Raw genomic sequence first — 16,732 nt, 5'->3', positions numbered from 1 at the left:
GCCGTCATGCACCCCGCGCGAGCCAGGCATCGATGAGCTTGCGCGCGATGCTGATCGGCGGCGGCAAGGGAGGCATCTCGTCCCGGTGAAACCACCGCGCATCCTCCAGCTCGCGCGGATCGACCCGCAGCTCTCCGCCCCCGTAGCGCGCCGTGAACCCGATCATCACCTGGTGCGGGAACGGCCACGGCTGGCTCCCGAAGTAACGAATGTCCGTCACCTCGATCCCCGTCTCCTCCATCACCTCGCGCGCCACACACCCCTCCAGGCTCTCCCCTGGCTCCACGAACCCGGCGACGAGCCCGTACATCCCTGGCGGGAACCGCGGCCCTCGCGTGAGCAGCACCCGTGGACCGTCCTCGATCAGCGCGATCATCGCTGGCGCGACGCGCGGGTAGTAGTCGAGCCGGCACGAAGCGCACCGCTTGCACCGCTCGTCACCGCGGGCTTCCAGCGCTGCCCCGCACGCGCTGCACACCTGGTGTACACGGTCCCAGTACTGCACCTGGAACGCCACCCCCGCGGCATCGTACACCTCCACGTCGACGCGCCCGAACAGCCGCCGCAGCGACACGAACGCGTACCCCTCGGGCGCCTTGGCGTCCTGAGGCAGCTCCGCCGAGAAGCAGAGCTGTCCATCGAGGACGCCGAGCACCTGCTGCCGCACCACGGAGAGCCCCAATGCCGAGAGCTCCGCCACCTGCGGCAGCTCCAGCGGCGCGTCGTGCGTCGACACGCCCCAGCCGACCGCAGGCGCTCTCTCCATCGCGGCCTCGGAGCCCGAGGGGTCACGCACGAGCAGGTCGTTGTGACGGAACGCGAACCACGTGGCCGGCACCGGAGCGACTCCGGGCACGCCGGCCGTCGGCACGGGAGCCACGGACGAACGAAAGCGAGAGGGCATGACCCGTGATCGTAGCGCGTCGCGTCACCCCTGCGAACCGATCCCTGCGGCGGGGATCGTCCGGTACACGTGCTACCGAACGCGGTCGGCGGCCTTCCTCGCAAGCGTCCCCGAGCACCACCACACCGCGGTGACCACGGACGCCCGCGGCGCTTGCTCGTCGTCACGGCGCGTCATGGCAGGGGTCGCCGCCGGGTGCGTTCCGCGCTAAGGCCCCCCTCCGACCATGACCTTCCAGGACCTGATCCTCACCCTCCAGAAGTTCTGGGCCGATCGCGGCTGCCTCATCGTCCAGCCTTACAACTCGGAGGTCGGCGCGGGCACGTACAACCCCGCCACCTTCCTCCGCGCCCTCGGCCCCGAGCCCTGGAACGTCGCCTTCGTCGAGCCGTCCCGCCGGCCGGCCGACGGCCGTTACGGCGACAACCCGAACCGCTTGCAGCAGTTCCACCAGTTCCAGGTGATCCTCAAGCCGAGTCCCATCGACATCCAGGACCTCTACCTGGAGTCGCTGCGCGCCCTCGGCACCGACCCGCTGAAGCACGACGTCCGCTTCGTCGAGGACGACTGGGAGTCGCCGACGCTCGGCGCCTGGGGCCTGGGCTGGCAGGTGTGGCTCGACGGCCTGGAGATCTCGCAGTTCACCTACTTCCAGCAGGTCGGCGGCATCGACTGCCGCCCGGTGTCCGGCGAGCTGACCTACGGCCTCGAACGCATCGCGATGTACCTCCAGAACAAGGACAGCGTCTACGACCTCGACTACTCGAACAGCGGCGGCCGCATCGTGCGCTACGGCGATCTCTACAAGCGCGCGGAGTGGGAGTGGTCGACCTACAACTTCGAGGAGGCCGACGTCACCGAGCACTTCGCCGCCTTCGACCACTTCGAGGCCGAGGCGCACCGCCTGCTCTGGCGCGACGTGGACCGCACAAAGAAGGGCGCGGTGATCGACCCTCAGAAAGCGCTCGTGCTCCCCGCGTACGACTTCGTGGTGAAAGCGGCTCACCGCTTCAACGTGCTCGATGCCCGCGGCGCCATCAGCGTCACCGAGCGCCAGCGCTTCATCGGCCGCGTGCGCGCCCTCGCCCGCGCCGTCGCCGAGTCCTACCTCGCCCAGCGCGAAGCCGCCGGCTTTCCCTTGCTCCAGCAGCCAGCCGCCATCGCGGCGGAGTGAGTGATCCGGGCGGCCCCGCGCCCGGGCCGACTCGATCCATGGCCCCGAGTGCCATGAGATGCGAAGTCCCAGCACGGAGTACCTCCGCAGGTTACCCTGCCGACCGGATTCCCTCCCTCGGGCTCACCACGATGCTCACGGATAACGACGTCAAAGAGCACCTCGCACTGGCCTATGTGTACGCCGTTGCGACACGAGCGCGCTGCTCCTTCGACCAGCCACGCGTGGACCGCGACAGCATTGACGTCAAGCTCGGCTTCCGCAACGACGGGGACCCCGAGGCGGTTCTGCGCTCCCCGGAGCTCGCTCTGCAAGTGAAGGCATGCACGACGGCACCGACCTCGGATGCCGATCTCACATTCTTTCTCAAGCGGAAGAACCATCACGACCTGGTCAAGCGAGCCCAGACGCCGCGGCTGCTCGTGGTCGTTCATCTCCCGAGCGATCCTGCGGAGTGGCTCCACCTCTCGGAACAGCAGCTCGTGCTGCGCCGCTGTGGCTACTGGCTCGATCTGAAGGGGCATACCCCCACGATGAATGAGACAGGCGAGACGGTTCGCTTGCCCCGTCATCAGATCTTCGACCCGCCCACGCTGGAGCGGCTCATGCGGTGCGCAGCGCGTCAGGAGGACCTACGATGAGTCAGGACCAGACCTTTCTCACCGCGTCCTCGGTCGACTGGACGGACCTCCAGCAGTACCTTGCGAGCCGCGGCTGGACGCGTGCCCGCTCACGCCGGGACGACGTCGACATCTTCCGGCACGAAGGGCGCGAGGTCCTCGTCCCCCTCGATCGCTCGCTCGCGGACTATGAAGAGGCCATCGCCACGGCCGCCGAGCGAATCGCCTCGGCCGAAGCCAGGAGCCCGGAAGCCGTCCTTGCCGACCTCACCTGCCCGCGCGCCGACCGTGTCCGCGTCGGTCGCACGGACGAGGGCAGCGAGGAGGGTACCCTCGGCCTCCTCGACGGCGCCTCCCTCCTCGCGGGAGTTCGCCGCGCCCTGCTGGCGTCGGCGTGCAGCGTGGAGCGACCCGACGCACGATTTCACCCCAGGATGACGCTGAAGAGCGCCGAGGCGTTCGTGGACCGCTGCCGGCTCGGGCAGACCGAACGCGGGAGCTTCGTACTCACCCTGCTCTGTCCCCTGGACGCGCCGCCCGTCGACGATCCCATGGCGCCCTTCGCGCGGCGCGCGGTGGCGCAGCTCCTCAATTCCATTTACCGCGCCGTCGCCCTGCTCCGGCAGGGTGAGCGTGAACGACTCCTCGATGGTCCGGAGCCGCCCGTCATCACGGCCAACCTGTGCGAGGCGCTCGTCGAGATGATGCCGGCCGATCAGCGTGGCGATCTCTGGGTGGGCGCGTCCTGGTCGCCGCTCGTCAACCCACCGCAGATCCCCTCACGCGTGCAGGTGGACCGGGCCCTCTTCCCCATGTTCGAGGACCTCAGCCAGCGCCTGCGTCCTCCGAGTGCTCCGCGGCAAGATCGCTTCGTCGGCAAGGTGATCGAGCTGCGCGGCGAGGCCAATGAGCACGGGGCGCTGGAAGGAGAGGTGGTGCTCCTCCTCCAGGTCGGGGAGGAGCTGATCCGCACACGCTGCACGCTCGATCCAACCGGCTACGAGAAGGCCATCGAGGCCCATAAACGCCAACGCTACCTGTCGCTCCGCGGCCTGCTGCAACGGCGCCCGAAGAGCAGCACCATCGAGAAACCCGCTGATATCCAGATGCTCACCTGACGCGCTGCGAGCATGGGCCGGAGCACCGTGAGCGCTCACCCTTCGTCGTCGACCACCGCGATGAACTGCGCCGGGATCACGTCGGCCAGCCACACCTTGTCGTTGCCCTCGTAGAACGAGACCCCTTCCGTGTGGGCGACCTGCGCTTGCACCGCGAGGAGCACGGGCAGCATCGCTCTGCGCTTTCCGACCTGCACTGCCGTAACCCGGTCGACGGACAGGTGCACATGCTGCCGACGCATCGGCTTCAGGCCCTCGGCGAGGATGATCTCCACCGCCGCGGGGGACGTGCCGTGGAAGAGCGTCATCGGGGGCAGAGCCGGCGTGCGGCGCAGGACGTCCGGCACCGAGTGACCATAGAGCGCCCGGATGCGATCGCCTTCGAGCTCGTAGCGCTTCTTGTCCGCCGAGGCGATCATCCGGGCCAGATCATTGCGCTTCAGCGCAGCCCAGGGGCCCTGATCCTCGCGCAGCGCGTCGAGCAGGTCGTCCACGAGGACCCAGCCCTCCTGATCGAGTTCCAGCTCGTAGAGCCAGGGCTCATGGCGGAGGGCGTGCGAGACACGCTTGCTCAGCGAGACGAGAAAATCGCGTTCCTTCGACATCGAGGAGCCAGGATAAGCCCACCTGCGGGGCGGGTCGAGGCCCGGCGCGACGGAGGCGACCCTCCTCGGATGGCGTCAGAAGGGGTTCGGGCCGTGGTAGAGCACCATGTGCTGATCGAGGCGGATCCGCTGACGAACGCACACCTCGTGGTAGCCCGTGGTCTCGATCGGGATGCCCGAGTCGACGCGGATGACGAGCAGGTGCGTACCCCGGCCCTCGTGTGTGGTCGCGCCGATGAGCAGCTTGGTGTGCACGTCGTCGGGACTCATCGGCTCCTGACTGAAATACACGGCGTACTTTCCATCGGTCTGGATCACGCCGTCTTTCATGATGCCCGACAGCCCGCTGCTGCTCGTGTAGTGCAGGAACACGCGGCTATCGAGGATCAGCTCGTTGAGGATCTGCTCGGCGGTTAACATGCGCACGAGGCTACCATGCCTCGTCCGAGCGGGGCGTGACGTGAGGGCAGTGTTATCCTGCTGCGGAACGACGTGACGCGTCATGTCGCCGTGGAGAGACCGGGTGACGATCTACTTCTACCTGCCACGAGACGAGTGGGGCTTCCTCTCGAACTTCTCCCCGCACGGGGTCGCGCTCGATGGCACCTACTGGCCGACCGTGGAGCACTTCTTCCAGGCGGCGAAGTTCACGGAGACGGACCCGGCGCACGCGGTGCGGATCCAGCGCGCCCACAAGCCGAAGGACGCCGCGCGGCTCGGGCGCGATCGCGGGCACCCGCTCCGGTGCGACTGGGAAGAGGTCAAGGACGACGTCATGCGGCGGGGGGTGCGGTGCAAGTTCGAGACACACGATGAGCTGCGGCGTGCGCTGCTCGACACGGGGGATGCGGAGCTCGTGGAGGCGTCGCCCACGGACTTCTACTGGGGCTGCGGGAACGATGGCTCTGGGCTCAACCGGCTCGGCCTGATCCTGATGGAGGTGCGGGCAGCGCTGCGCGCCACGCCAGCCGTCGAGAGCCCTGTTGACCCGTCGGACGGACGACTCACGCCCAAAGGAAGGCGTCACTGACGAGACCTGTCGGCTCCGGAGGACCCACTGCAACGCCACCCCTCCTGGCAGGAACGCCTCGAAACCTGACGGCGACACGCCCCAGCAGGCCTGGCGACGGTGCCCGGTGCACTGGCGCGGCGATCCCGGCAGGGATGGCGGGGCACCCGGCGTCCGGGTCAGGCCATCCCGGCACCCAGGTCGTCGAGACCCGGCATGAAACGCGCCTCGGTCCGGCGCGGCTGACGCATGACACCAGCACGGTGAGCACATCGTCCCGGCACCTCGGTCATCTCGTCCGGGGCTGGCGGGCTGATGGCCGAACGTGACGGGTCAGACCACCCACCCAGCCGGGACAAGATGACGTGCCTGCCGGGATCCCTGGCGCGGATGCTGGAGCCGGTGGCGGGGCTGCCGGGTCACGTTTCACCCTGCCGGGTCACCTTTTCACCCTGCCGGGTCACGTTGCACCGCGGCCAGGTTTCGCACACCGCCTGCCAGGTCACGCCACCCAGCCGCCAGGGCCTCACGCCCCGACGGGAAAGAGCGCCACCCGTTGACTCCGGCCGTTCTCGACTTACACCTGACAAATCCCCCCTGACCGGAATCGTTCGCTCAGGGTCGGGCCCCCCGAAGGAGGGGCAGCATGGCCATCGAGTTAACCGCCGCGCAGCATGCCGTCCTCGAAGAGACCCGCGCCATCGACACGCCGGAAGCATTCGCCGCGCTCTTGCAGCACGCGCAGCCAGAGCTCGGCGCGCTCGTCGACGAGGTGATGGGCCCCGATCAGCCGGTCGACGCCACCTTGATCGCGCTGCGCCAGCTGTACCGGCTCCTCTCCCAGCACGCCGACGCGCTGACCGCCGTGAACTATGGCGCCACCGCGCGCGAGAGCTTCCGGGATGCCATCCGGCTGGTCGACACCGCACAGCTCTGGTTTCTGGAGGGCACCCGCGCCCGGAACCACCGCCCGCTCACCGTGAAAGAAGTGGTGGCGGCGAGCCGGCCCTTTCGCGCTCGGCTCCGGGCGTACGCGGCGCAGGCGTTCGCCTACGAGCCAGCGACACGGGCCGTGCTCTCCAGCAAGAACCGCTCGGGGACGATCGACGAGGAGCTGTCCGCGCTGCGACGGCTCGTGGGCGCGGCCCGAGAGCACCAGGCGCGACTCGTCGCGGTGGGCGCGACCGAAGCATGGATCGAGGAGGGGGAAGCGCTCCTGACCCAGGCGGGACAGCGGAACCTTCTGGGCATCGTGGGAATCCGGCGGCAAGACGAGGCGCATCACCTGCGCGACGCGCTGCTGACCTACGCGGTGCTGCGAGGTCGGCACGCTCGGGCCGCGGGCGTGAACGCGTGCTTCGATCAGCCGGCGCTGCGGCGCTCGTTCGAGGAGGTGTCGCTGCGGGAGTGCCTGCGGCGCACGCGCACACGACGCCCTCGGCCACGCAAGGCGAAGGAGAACGTGGAAGCGAAGCGCTCCGACGACGCCGCAAGGGGACGTCTTCCTGCAGCCTGATGCACACGGCCGGTGACTTCGCCCGCTTCTCGATGCAACGACGTCAGGCCCGAAGCGGCGAGACATGCCTGATTTCCCGAGTGGCTGGCGGGGTGGTGGGGCCCCGACGAGGTTTGCTCGGCGGGGCGGCGGGAGCGCGTGCCCCCGCCAGGTCCATCAGAGCACCGGGATCACGGGGAGCTGATCGCCCATCTCGCCCGCGGCCTTGCCACGGTTCGCGGTGTTGCCCTGGCCGAGGCGGCCCTGGCCACCGTGGCCCCAGCACTTCACGGTCGCGGTCTGGGAGCGGGCGCACGAGTGCTGGGCGCCGACGTGCACGGCGGCGATCGAGAAGCCAGCGCCCAGGTCGACCGCGGGCAGCGCGTCACCCATCTCGCCGGCCGCGTCGCCACGGTGCGCGTTGTCGCCGAGACCGAGCTGGCCGTACGTCCCCATGCCCCAGCACTTCACGGTGGCGTTGCTCAGGAGCGCGCAGGTGTGGAACTCGCCGGCGCGGATCGAGCGCGCGGTGAGGCCGGTGCCCAGGTCGACGGCGGGCAGCGCGTTGCCCATCTCGCCCGGGCCGTCGCCACGGTGCTCCTGGTCGCCCTGGCCGAGGCGGCCGTTGAAGCCGTTGCCCCAGCACTTCACGCGGTCGTCGTCGAGCAGCGCGCAGGTGTGCTCGTAGCCCGTGGTGATGGCCTTCGCGGTGCGGCCCGCGCCCAGCGCGACCACGGGCAGCGCATTGCCCATCTCGCCCGGCTCGTCACCGCGGAGGAGCATGTCGCCCAGGCCGAGCTGGCCGCGGGAGTTCACGCCCCAGCACTTCACGCTGTCGTCGTCGAGCACGACGCAGGTGTGGAAGGCGCCTGCAGAGATGGCCTTGGCGGTGCGGCCCGTGCCCAGATCGACCGTGGGCAACAGGTCCCCCATCTGTCCGTTGCCGTTCCCTCGGCTCGCCGTGTCGCCCAGGCCGAGGCGGCCGTTCTGCCCGGAGCCCCAGCACTTGACGCTGCCGTCGTCGAGCAGCGCGCAGGCGTGGCGGTAGCCGACGGTGAGGGCCGTGGCGGTGCGGCCCGTGCCCAGGTCGACCGCGGGCAGCGCGTCACCCATTTCTCCCGGCTCGTCGCCCCGGTGCGCAGTGTCCCCGAGGCCCAGCTCGCCGAAGCTGTTGGAGCCCCAGCACTTGATGCTCCCGCCAGCGAGCAGCGCACAGGTGTGCGAGCCGCCAGCGGCGATGGCGACGGCGAGCTCGCCGGTGCCGAGGTCCACGGCGGGCAAGCTCGCGCCCATCTCGCCCGCGCCGTCACCGCGGTGCGCGGTGTCACCAAGGCCGAGGCGACCCGCGGTATTTGCGCCCCAGCACTTGACGGTGCCGTCACCGAGCAGCGCACAGGTGTGGAGTTCGCCCGGCGCAACCGCGATGACACCTTCGGCCGTGCAGACCGCGGAGCAGCCATCGCCACCGACGGTATTGCCGTCGTCGCAGGTCTCGGCACCGCAGACGAAACCGTCACCACAGCCCGTCTCCATGGCGCTGCAGTCGGCGCGGCAGCCGTCGCAGTCGTTCTGGTTGCCGTCGTCGCAGACCTCGTTGCCCGAGACCACACCGTCGCCGCAGAACGAGAGGACGCAAGCGCCCGCGCCATCACAGACGACCCCCGAGGCGTCATCGCACGCCGTGCCCGCAGGCGCTGGATTCGAGGTGGGCACGCCCGCAGAGCAGCCTTCGAGGGTGCAGTCGAGGCCGTCGTCGTGGATGTCGGTGTCGTCGATCTCCTGGGTCGTGCCACCGCTGCCATCGCAGACGAGCCGCTGGCAGTCACCAGGGACCTGGTTTGCGACAGGTGCGCCTGAAGGGGCGTTCGCGACACCACAGGCCGCGTTGACGCACGTGGGCACCTGACACTCGTTCGCAGGGGTGGGGCAATCGCTCGGCATCACGCAGGAGGCGCTGCCGCCTCCCTGGCCGCCGCTGCCTCCCTGGCCGCCGACACCGCCACCGCCATCGCCACCGTGACCGCCTCCGCCATTCCCACCGCCCCCTTGGCCACCACTGCCGCCATCGCCACCACTGCCGCCATCGCCACCACTGCCGCCATCGCCACCACTGCCGCCATCGCCACCACTGCCGCCATGACCACCCCCCCCCTGGTTGCCCCCCGCACCGCCCTGTGCGCCCGCGCCGCCCTCGCCATCGGCTCCGCCCTGGCCTCCGCCGCCACCCGAGCTCGTCGAGCTGGACTCGGTGGGAATCTGGCCCCTGTCGACGACGGCGATCAACTCACAGCCTGCTCCTCCGAGAAGGCTGCAGAGCACCGTGGCTGCCTGGACGAGTCGTTTCGATGGATGCAGGTAGGGTCGGTTCATCATCGGACCTGGAGCTTTCGGTGAGCGGACAAAAATATTGGGCACATTACCATGTGTCCTTGCTTCCCAAACCGACTCCTTGGAGGTGATCACCCCTTCCTGACGGGGTGTGGTGGCCGTGGAGGACCCGGATGCGGCGCCGCGCCGCGGGATTTGAAGCCGATGGTCCCGCGAAGCGTCCCCCAGCCACGAGCTTCACCGGGGCCACCGCCCCCCACGGCGCGACGAGGGACCACACCCCCAACATCGAGCGAGTCGCCGTGCATCGACGGCACGACGACTGCCGACGCAACCACGGCACGACGGGCGCCGAAGCATCGCGTTGGCGACCTGTGACGCGACGATTCGAGCCACCACGACGGCAGCATACGAACATCGTGAAGCGCGGACGTGCTCCTCGGCGCGGCGTGACGTCGTGGACCTTGCGACACCCCGAGATGTCCACGTGGCGATTGAAATCATCTATCGCCGGGGCGGCGATGGGCGTATGGCGGCCGGCCATGTCGACGCCAGGAGCGCTCGACGTGAGATCCGGGGTTCTTGCTTCAAGGAGCTTCGCAGATGGTTGGGCGAAGGGTTCGATGGTTGCTGTCGCTCGGAATGCTGACGGTGCTCTCCGTGGGCTCGTCCCAGGGGTGCTCGTGCAGCGGTGACGAGGGACCGAACGGCGTCCCCTCGGGAGGCGCGGGCGGGACGGGCGGCGATGGCGACGGAGGGACGCTCTTGCCAGGGACCGGGGGCGCACCACCGACGCCCGTGAGCTGCGACGAGCCCTGCGAGCAAGGGAACATCTGCTCGCACGGGACGTGTGTGCCGCTCTTGCCATGCGAGGGCGACGATGACTGCTCGAACGACACGACCTGCGTGCCGGGCGAGGGCTGCTTGCCGTGGGATCAGGGGATGCCGCCGTACGACGAGGCGTGCATCAACGTGATCGCGGCGGGCATCTTCGCACCGAAGGTGAAGTGCGAGTTCACCGCGGCGCCCGCGGGAGACCCCTTCCCGGGGCACCTGGACGTGCAGGCGACGCCCATCGTGGTGAACTTCAACGTGCCGTCGAACGCAGGGCCGCCCAGCATCGCGGCGTCGTTCACGGTCACGGTGCAGAGCAGCTTCACCGAGGACCAAGGGGTCATCCGCGTGCTGCGCGGGACCGACTGCTCGCTCGAGGCGAACCTCGGTGGGACCGATCTCGACGGCGATGGGGTGGTCGACTGGGTGGTGTCGTCGGCATCGCTCGCGGCCGGGGATCTCGACGGCGACGGGAGCGCGGAGATCGTGGCCTACGGGGCGGACGGGTCGACGATGGCGTTCACGCGCAAGCAGGGCACGTGGTCGCTGCTCTGGAAAGCGCCGCATCCGGCAGGCGCGGTGTGGAACCCATGCACCCCGAACAACCACCGCTGCAGCCGGGGGTGGGCAGGGCCGGCGATCCACGATCTGGACGACGATGGGGTGCCGGAGGTGCTGCGCGAGGCGGCGGTCTTCGGCGCCGACGGGACGTTCCTGTCGGCGTCGCCGCCAGGCTACCAGAGCTACTCGCAGGGGCTGCTCTCGGTGACGGCGAACCTGGACGACGACCCGGCGATCGAGACGACGAACGGGGCGCGCATCTGGGAGTGGACGAAGAACGGATGGGTGCTGGAGCCGTACTTCCCGGGGGCGAGCGCGGCAGCGCCAGGGCACGTGGCGGTGGCGGACTTCGGGGCGTACGGCGGCGACGGGGTGCCGGCCGATGCGCCGGAGCTGGCGGTCGTGCGGTCGAGCACGGTGCGGGTGTACGCGCGCGATGGGCAGCTCGCGATGCCGCAGGTGGCGGTGCCGGGCCAGGGGGGCGGTGGTCCGCCGACGATCTCGGACTTCGACGGCGATGGGCTCGTGGAGGTCGCGGTCGCGGGCGAGGAGTTCTACACGATCTACGACATCGACTGCGGGCCTTCACCACGTCCGAACGGGGTGTGCTCGCAGGCCGTGTGTGAGTTCGCGCCCGACGGGGTGTGCCCGGCCGAGGGGTACATTGCGTGGTCGCGAAGGACGCAGGACATCTCGTCGAACGTCACCGGGTCGAGCGTGTTCGACTTCGAGGCCGACGGGGTGAGCGAGGTGGTGTACGGCGACGAGTGCTTCACGCGCGTCTACAACGGGCAGACCGGGGACGTGCTGTTCAGCCAGTACCGCTCGTCGTGCACCTGGTACGAGAACCCGATCATCGCCGACGTGGACGGGAACTTCCGCGCCGACCTGGTGGTGCCGTCGAACAAGGCGTGCTCGCCGACGAGCAACGGGCGCCCCTGCGTGGGGCTCGAAGCGAACAACGTCGACCCGCAGTTCCCGGGGCTGCGCTGCCAGCAGAGCGCGGACTGCACGTCGGGCGTGTGCGACAGCGGGTTCTGCCGCTGCATCGCGACGGCGCAGTGCTGCACCGCGAACGACGACGCCACGTGCATCGCGGAGGGTCACTTCTGCGCGCCGCCGCCCGCAGGGACACCGGGCTCGGGCAACACGTGCCGCGCGGCGCACCCGTCCGGGGTCGCAGGGATCCGGGTGTACTCGGACGCGAACGACAAGTGGGTCCGGTCGCGGACGATCTGGAACCAGCACGCGTACGCCGTCACGCACGTGAACGAGGACGGGACGATCCCGCGGAGCAGCCAGTGGATGGCGAACTGGAAGCAGCCGACGCTGAACAACTTCCGGCAGAACGTGCCCGGCACGCCGAACGGGACGGCGACGGGTGACGTGACGGCGGGGGCGTCGAACACGGCGCTCTGCTCGGGGTCCGGTGTGGATCTGCGGGCGCCGATCTGCAACCGGGGCGCAGACAGCATCGGGACGGGGCTGTCGGTGGGGTTCTACGTGAACGGGACGAGCGTGTGCGCGACCGAGACGAGCCAGGCCTTGGCCCCCGGGGAGTGCGAGACGGTGTCCTGCGTGTGGTCGTCACCGCCCGTGACGCAAGGTGCAGCGGTCGATGTGGCGGTGATCCCGAACGACAACCACGCCTACGCGGAGTGCAAGGACGACAACAACCAGGGGGTGGTGCTGGGCGTGTTCTGTACGCCGCCCCAGTAGGCTTCCGTCTGCCGGCTCCGTAGCAGCGAGGGCGGGAGCCCGGGGGGGCACCTCGACGAAAGGGCCATGGCGAGGGAGCACCATGGCGGCGGGGGGGCGTGCCGACGGAAACGGCCACGACGGCGGGGAACCATCGTGCCGAGGCCGCTGGGAGGCCGATGGGTCGCCATGCCATGGCCAGGATCGATCTCTGACCGGGAACTTCGAGCGCGCCGCGTCGTCTCAGGTCTCCACGACGGTCAGGAGGCACGGGATGGCGCGCGCACACAGCGTGGAACGGGCAGGTCGGTGGGTGGGGAGCTTTTCGCTGCTCGGCGCGGTGGGGGCGGTCGGCGTGGTCGGCGTGGTCGGCGCCGTGGGCGCCCTCGGCGTGGACGAGCACGCCGAGCTGAAGGGGGCAGCGGTGGGGGTGGAAGGGCTGCACCGGACGCTGGACGAGGTGGCAGAGCATGCCGCAGCGCAGCGGGTGGCGGCAGTCTGGGCAGGTCAGGGAGCCGGCGAAGGGAGCGGGGACGACGCGCCGCGGGGGTTCGGGCGGATGACGGCGCGGGTGCCTGGGACCGAGCGCGTGATCTCCGGGGTGCGGCTGGTGTCGCACCACGTGAGCGCGACGGTGCGGGACGGGTTCGCGCGGACGACCATCGAGGAGGAGTTCCAGAACGACACGGGACAGGTGCTGGAGGGACGGTACGTGTTCCCACTGCCGCCGGACGCGAGCATCTCGCGGCTCGCGCTGTACGTGGGCGACGAGCTGATCGAGGGAGAGATCGTGGAGCGGCCGCAAGCGGCGAGGATCTTCAAGGGGATCGTCGACGATACGGTGCGGCCGCGGGACCCGGCGCTGCTGGAGTGGGTGAGCGCATCGGAGTTCTCGCTGAAGATCTTTCCGATCCCGGCGCGAGGGAAGCGCAAGGTGGTGCTGGCCTACGATCAGGCGCTGACGTCGGAGACGCGGGGGTCGCGCGGGGAGGTGCGGTACGTGTACCCGCTGGCCCTCGGTGCGGACCGGGCGACGGGGATCGACGATTTCTCGATCAAGGTGAAGGTCGCCGAGCGCGGTGGGCTGTCGGATGTGGCGTCACCTGGCTACGCGGCGAGCTTGCGCGGCGATGACGAGGGATCCCTGGTGCAGTTCGCGGCGCAGGGCTTCACACCGACGGCCGACTTCGTGGTGAGCTACCGGAAGGCGCCGGACGCAGAGGAGGCGCCAGTGGCGTACGCGCCGTCGAGCGCGCCTGCGCGGAGGCGTGGTCCCGGGAAGGGCTCGCACGCCGGGCCAGCAGCAGCCACGGCGAGGCACGGGAACCAGGCGCACGCGGCGCCGGCCACCTCGGCGCAGGCCGACGACGATGCGGGAGCGCCGGGCTACTTCGCGCTGCGCCTCCGGGCGGAGCTGCCGGAGGGAATGCAGGCGCCCGAGGCGCGGCGGGATCGGGCCATCGTGATCGACGTGAGCCACAGCCAGTCGACGGAGACGGTGGAGGAAGAGGCGCGGCTGGCGACGGGCATCGTGCGCTCGCTGCGACCCGGGGAGCGCTTCGTGGTGCTGGCGTGCGACAGCGACTGCGCGGCATGGCCCGAAGACGGGCTCGGGGTGGCAGGGAGCGCAGAGGCGGTGGCGGTGGAGGGGTGGCTTCGCGCTCGGGTGCCGCAGGGGTCGTCGGACCTCGCGGGGTCGATCCTCGCGGCAGCGCGGCGGCTGGCACCGGACGGTGCCGGGCAGGTGGTGGTGATCGGGGACGGGGCGGTGTCGTCGGGGGAACTCTCGGGTCCGCGGATCGCGGCGCGGGTCGCGCCGGTGCTGCGGCAGCAAGGGGTGGAGCTGCGGTTTCTGGGGCTGGGGCGCTCGGTGGACGAGGTGATGCTCGGGGGGCTGTCGCGGGCGCTGGGGGCGACGTACGAGCGGGTGTCGACGGGGGCGCCGCTGCGAACGCGAGGGCCGGAGGTGGTGGCGTCGCTGCGGGCGCCGGTGATCCAGGATCCGCAGCTCACGTTGCCCGAGGGGATGTCGGAGGTGTACCCGCGGCAGCTCCCGAACCTGCGGGTGGGGCAAGAGGTGGTGGTGACCGGGCGGGTGGCGGCGAAGTCGGCCGCCGGAGTGACGCTGCGCGGGACGCTGGCCGGGGCACCGTACACGCGGGAGCTGCGGGTTTCATGGCCGGAGGGGAAAGCGGGGCACAACCCGCTGGTACCGCGGCTGTGGGCGAAGGCGAAGATCTCGGAGCTGGAACGCGAGACGAGCGCGGGCGCGGGGATGGAAGCGTTGGTGCTGGCGAAGGAGCACCACGTGATGACGCGCGGCGCGGCGATGCTGGTGCTGGAGAGCGAGCGGATGTTCGCGGAGTTCGGGATCGGGCGGACGGCGAAGCGCGCCGTGGATCTGGTGGAGGATCCGTTCGCTGCGCGGGGTCACGGCCGGCTCGGAGGCAGCAGCGGAGGCAACGCGGCAGGTGAACCGTCGTCGGCATCGACGAAGACGCCCATGGAGCCGCAACGCAAGGATGCATCGCCATCGGGCGGGACGGTCGGGGACCCGTGGGAGGCGCAAGGGAATCTGTGGGGTGAGCGCGCAGAGGCGCAAGAGGGGCCAGCGCTGAGCGGGACGGGGCGCGGCGGCGGTGGGACAGGGGACGGGGCGATCGGGCTGGGGAAGGTGGGGGTGATCGGGCACGGCGCAGGGACGTCGGCGGGTACCGGGTCGGGGTTCGGGTCGGGTGCGAGCGGCCGCCTGGGGGGTTCGCACCGGATGCCGTCGCCCAGGTTGCGGGCGGGGGAAACGACGGTGAACGGGAGGCTTCCGCCGGAGGTGATCCAGCGGATCGTGCGCCAGAACTTCGGGCGGTTCCGGCTCTGCTACGACGCGGGGTTGCAACGGAATCCCGAGCTCGAAGGGCGGGTGACGGTGCGGTTCGCGATCAACGCGGAGGGGTCGGCGGTCGGGGTCGGCGATGGGGGGAGCAGTCTCCCGGACGCGACGGTGGTGGGGTGCGTGGTGCAAGCGTTCCGGGGGCTCTCGTTCCCGTCGCCCGAGGGGGGGGTGGTGATGGTGACGTACCCGATCCAGTTCAACCCTCCGCGAGAGCCAGAGCGGTCGGGCCTGACCTGGGAGCCGAGTCTGCAGACCGTGGCACCCCGCTACGAGCCGGTGCGACCGAGCGCGGTGCACCGGCCGCCGACGGGTGCGGGCTCGGTGGCGGAAGCGACGCTGGCGAGCTTGCGGGAGGGGGTGGAGCGCGAGGGCGCGAGCCGGCAGAAGCACGCAGCGCTGGTGCGGCAGCTGCTCGTGGCGGGGCGGGTCGAGGAAGCGTTGACGGCGGCGACGCGCTTCGCGCGGATGGATCCAGATCTGGAGATTGCGCGGGAGCTTCTGGCCGGGGCGGCAGCAGCGAGTGGTCGGGCGGCGCTCGCGCTGACGGCGATGGACGCGCTGTCGGTGGGGGGGCCGCGAGAAATGAAACACCACCTGCGCGCGGCGAAGGCGTTCGAAGCAGCGGGTGAGGAGCGGCGAGCCTGCGCCCACTGGCGGGCGCTCGGGGAGCTGCGGCCGAGCAGCGACGAGCACATGTACGAGGCGCTGCGGTGCCGGGCGCGAGCGCTCGGGGAGGTGGCGGAGGTACTGGCCGAGGCGCGGGCGATGGAGGGGTCAGGCGCGAATGTGCGCGGGTTGATCGCAGCGCTCGAAGCAGGTCGGGCGCCAGGGTTCGATGCAGCTGGTGGGGGTCGGGGACCTTTCATGGCCAAGGTGGTGTGCTCGGGGGAGCCCTCGGCATGCCCGTGGGTCGCGGTGGTGACGCCGAGTGGCGCAGTGGTGTCGCCGTGGACGCCAGGTCCAGGACGCGCGTCACGGGGCGAGATTGCGCTGTCGCACCTGATGAACGGGACGTTCCGCGTGATCGCTGCTGGAGGGAAATCAGGAAGCGGCGCGCAGGTGGAGCTGCTGACGCTGGGGGCTTCGCGGTCGTTCGCGGTGGAGGGCGTGGAGGCGCACACGGTGGCGATGACGACGGTGAGCGGGCTGGGATGGTGAGCTCGATGCCAGGCAGGCGCGGACAGCGAGGCGGGGCGTAGCCCGCGCTCATGGCCCGGGCAGCTTCCGTGGATGTCGTCTGCGAGAGGCACGAGAGGCTCAGAGGCAGCAGGCGAAGGGGGGCTGGACGGCGCACGAAGAGGAGGTGGCGACGATGCCTGCTGCGTCGACGGTGGTGCCGTACAGCTGAGCAGCGGCGGAGGTGCCGCCGTTGCACGTCGTTGCAGCACGCCAGGGGGCGCGCCGCTGCACACGAATGAACGGTGGGGTAGCCCGAGACCTGCACGATGTAGCCCTCGCTGTTCGAGGCACTGGAGGCCCAGCCTTGGCAACTGCCC

At 70.3% G+C, this 16,732-nt stretch carries 11 protein-coding genes; 7 read left to right on the top strand and 4 right to left on the bottom strand.

What is annotated here, in order from left to right; translation table 11 throughout:
• Positions 1 to 4: 4 nt before the first annotated feature.
• Entirely contained in the window at positions 5 to 904 is a 900-nt protein-coding gene (gene nudC / locus CMC5_RS06520; RefSeq protein WP_050429599.1) for an NAD(+) diphosphatase, read from the bottom strand.
• Positions 905 to 1,130: 226 nt separating this feature from the next.
• Between nudC and glyQ the strand changes: the two genes are divergently transcribed.
• The 3 genes from glyQ (at position 1,131) to CMC5_RS06500 (ending at position 3,816) form a co-directional block, all read left to right on the top strand.
• Positions 1,131 to 2,078 (top strand): glycine--tRNA ligase subunit alpha, encoded by a 948-nt coding sequence (gene glyQ / locus CMC5_RS06510; protein ID WP_050429597.1) that lies wholly within the window; start codon positions 1,131 to 1,133, stop codon positions 2,076 to 2,078.
• A 131-nt stretch (positions 2,079 to 2,209) separates the two neighbouring features.
• Complete coding sequence (locus tag CMC5_RS06505) at positions 2,210 to 2,719, top strand: DUF4365 domain-containing protein (RefSeq protein ID WP_050429596.1); 510 nt, start codon at positions 2,210 to 2,212, stop codon at positions 2,717 to 2,719.
• Positions 2,716 to 3,816, top strand: coding sequence for a hypothetical protein (locus CMC5_RS06500; RefSeq protein WP_050429595.1), 1,101 nt, complete (start codon positions 2,716 to 2,718; stop codon positions 3,814 to 3,816). Before CMC5_RS06505 ends, CMC5_RS06500 begins: the two co-directional genes overlap by 4 nt.
• 35 nt (positions 3,817 to 3,851) lie before the next feature.
• On the opposite strand, the gene CMC5_RS06495 is transcribed toward CMC5_RS06500, so the two are convergent.
• Both CMC5_RS06495 and CMC5_RS06490 read right to left on the bottom strand, forming a co-directional pair.
• Complete coding sequence (locus tag CMC5_RS06495; RefSeq protein ID WP_050429594.1) at positions 3,852 to 4,421, bottom strand: RNA 2'-phosphotransferase; 570 nt, start codon at positions 4,419 to 4,421, stop codon at positions 3,852 to 3,854.
• Positions 4,422 to 4,496: 75 nt separating this feature from the next.
• Positions 4,497 to 4,847, bottom strand: a complete 351-nt coding sequence (locus tag CMC5_RS06490; RefSeq protein WP_425394825.1) for a hypothetical protein — start codon at positions 4,845 to 4,847, stop codon at positions 4,497 to 4,499.
• 97 nt (positions 4,848 to 4,944) lie between these two features.
• On the opposite strand from CMC5_RS06490, the gene CMC5_RS06485 reads away from it, so the two are divergent.
• Both CMC5_RS06485 and CMC5_RS06480 read left to right on the top strand, forming a co-directional pair.
• The gene (locus tag CMC5_RS06485) at positions 4,945 to 5,451 is read left to right on the top strand and encodes a riboflavin biosynthesis intermediates N-glycosidase (RefSeq protein ID WP_050429592.1); all 507 of its coding nucleotides are present in this window, start codon (positions 4,945 to 4,947) and stop codon (positions 5,449 to 5,451) included.
• A 625-nt stretch (positions 5,452 to 6,076) separates the two neighbouring features.
• Complete coding sequence (locus CMC5_RS06480; protein ID WP_050429591.1) at positions 6,077 to 6,946, top strand: hypothetical protein; 870 nt, start codon at positions 6,077 to 6,079, stop codon at positions 6,944 to 6,946.
• A gap of 156 nt (positions 6,947 to 7,102) precedes the next feature.
• Here CMC5_RS06480 and CMC5_RS06475 read toward each other — a convergent pair whose 3' ends face one another.
• Positions 7,103 to 9,298 carry an RCC1 domain-containing protein gene (locus tag CMC5_RS06475; protein ID WP_156338277.1) on the bottom strand — a complete coding sequence of 732 codons (2,196 nt, stop codon included), beginning with the start codon at positions 9,296 to 9,298 and terminating at the stop codon, positions 7,103 to 7,105.
• 558 nt (positions 9,299 to 9,856) lie between these two features.
• Between CMC5_RS06475 and CMC5_RS06465 the strand changes: the two genes are divergently transcribed.
• Entirely contained in the window at positions 9,857 to 12,367 is a 2,511-nt protein-coding gene (locus tag CMC5_RS06465; protein WP_156338275.1) for an FG-GAP repeat domain-containing protein, read from the top strand.
• A gap of 253 nt (positions 12,368 to 12,620) precedes the next feature.
• The gene (locus tag CMC5_RS06460) at positions 12,621 to 16,394 is read left to right on the top strand and encodes a VIT domain-containing protein (protein ID WP_050429587.1); all 3,774 of its coding nucleotides are present in this window, start codon (positions 12,621 to 12,623) and stop codon (positions 16,392 to 16,394) included.
• Positions 16,395 to 16,732 lie beyond the last annotated feature (338 nt).

This window comes from Chondromyces crocatus (assembly GCF_001189295.1).
Taxonomy (GTDB): Bacteria; Myxococcota_A; Polyangia; order Polyangiales; family Polyangiaceae; genus Chondromyces; species Chondromyces crocatus.
This window is presented reverse-complemented; position numbering and strand designations above follow the sequence as displayed.

What these genes read in the sequence shown, in the direction of transcription:
- nudC (WP_050429599.1), bottom strand. Translation starts at nt 904, where the DNA reads ATGCCCTCTCGCTTTCGTTCGTCCGTGGCTCCCGTGCCGACGGCCGGC.
- glyQ (WP_050429597.1), top strand. Translation starts at nt 1,131, where the DNA reads ATGACCTTCCAGGACCTGATCCTCACCCTCCAGAAGTTCTGGGCCGAT.
- CMC5_RS06505 (WP_050429596.1), top strand. Translation starts at nt 2,210, where the DNA reads ATGCTCACGGATAACGACGTCAAAGAGCACCTCGCACTGGCCTATGTG.
- CMC5_RS06500 (WP_050429595.1), top strand. Translation starts at nt 2,716, where the DNA reads ATGAGTCAGGACCAGACCTTTCTCACCGCGTCCTCGGTCGACTGGACG.
- CMC5_RS06495 (WP_050429594.1), bottom strand. Translation starts at nt 4,421, where the DNA reads ATGTCGAAGGAACGCGATTTTCTCGTCTCGCTGAGCAAGCGTGTCTCG.
- CMC5_RS06480 (WP_050429591.1), top strand. Translation starts at nt 6,077, where the DNA reads ATGGCCATCGAGTTAACCGCCGCGCAGCATGCCGTCCTCGAAGAGACC.
- CMC5_RS06475 (WP_156338277.1), bottom strand. Translation starts at nt 9,298, where the DNA reads ATGATGAACCGACCCTACCTGCATCCATCGAAACGACTCGTCCAGGCA.
- CMC5_RS06465 (WP_156338275.1), top strand. Translation starts at nt 9,857, where the DNA reads ATGGTTGGGCGAAGGGTTCGATGGTTGCTGTCGCTCGGAATGCTGACG.
- CMC5_RS06460 (WP_050429587.1), top strand. Translation starts at nt 12,621, where the DNA reads ATGGCGCGCGCACACAGCGTGGAACGGGCAGGTCGGTGGGTGGGGAGC.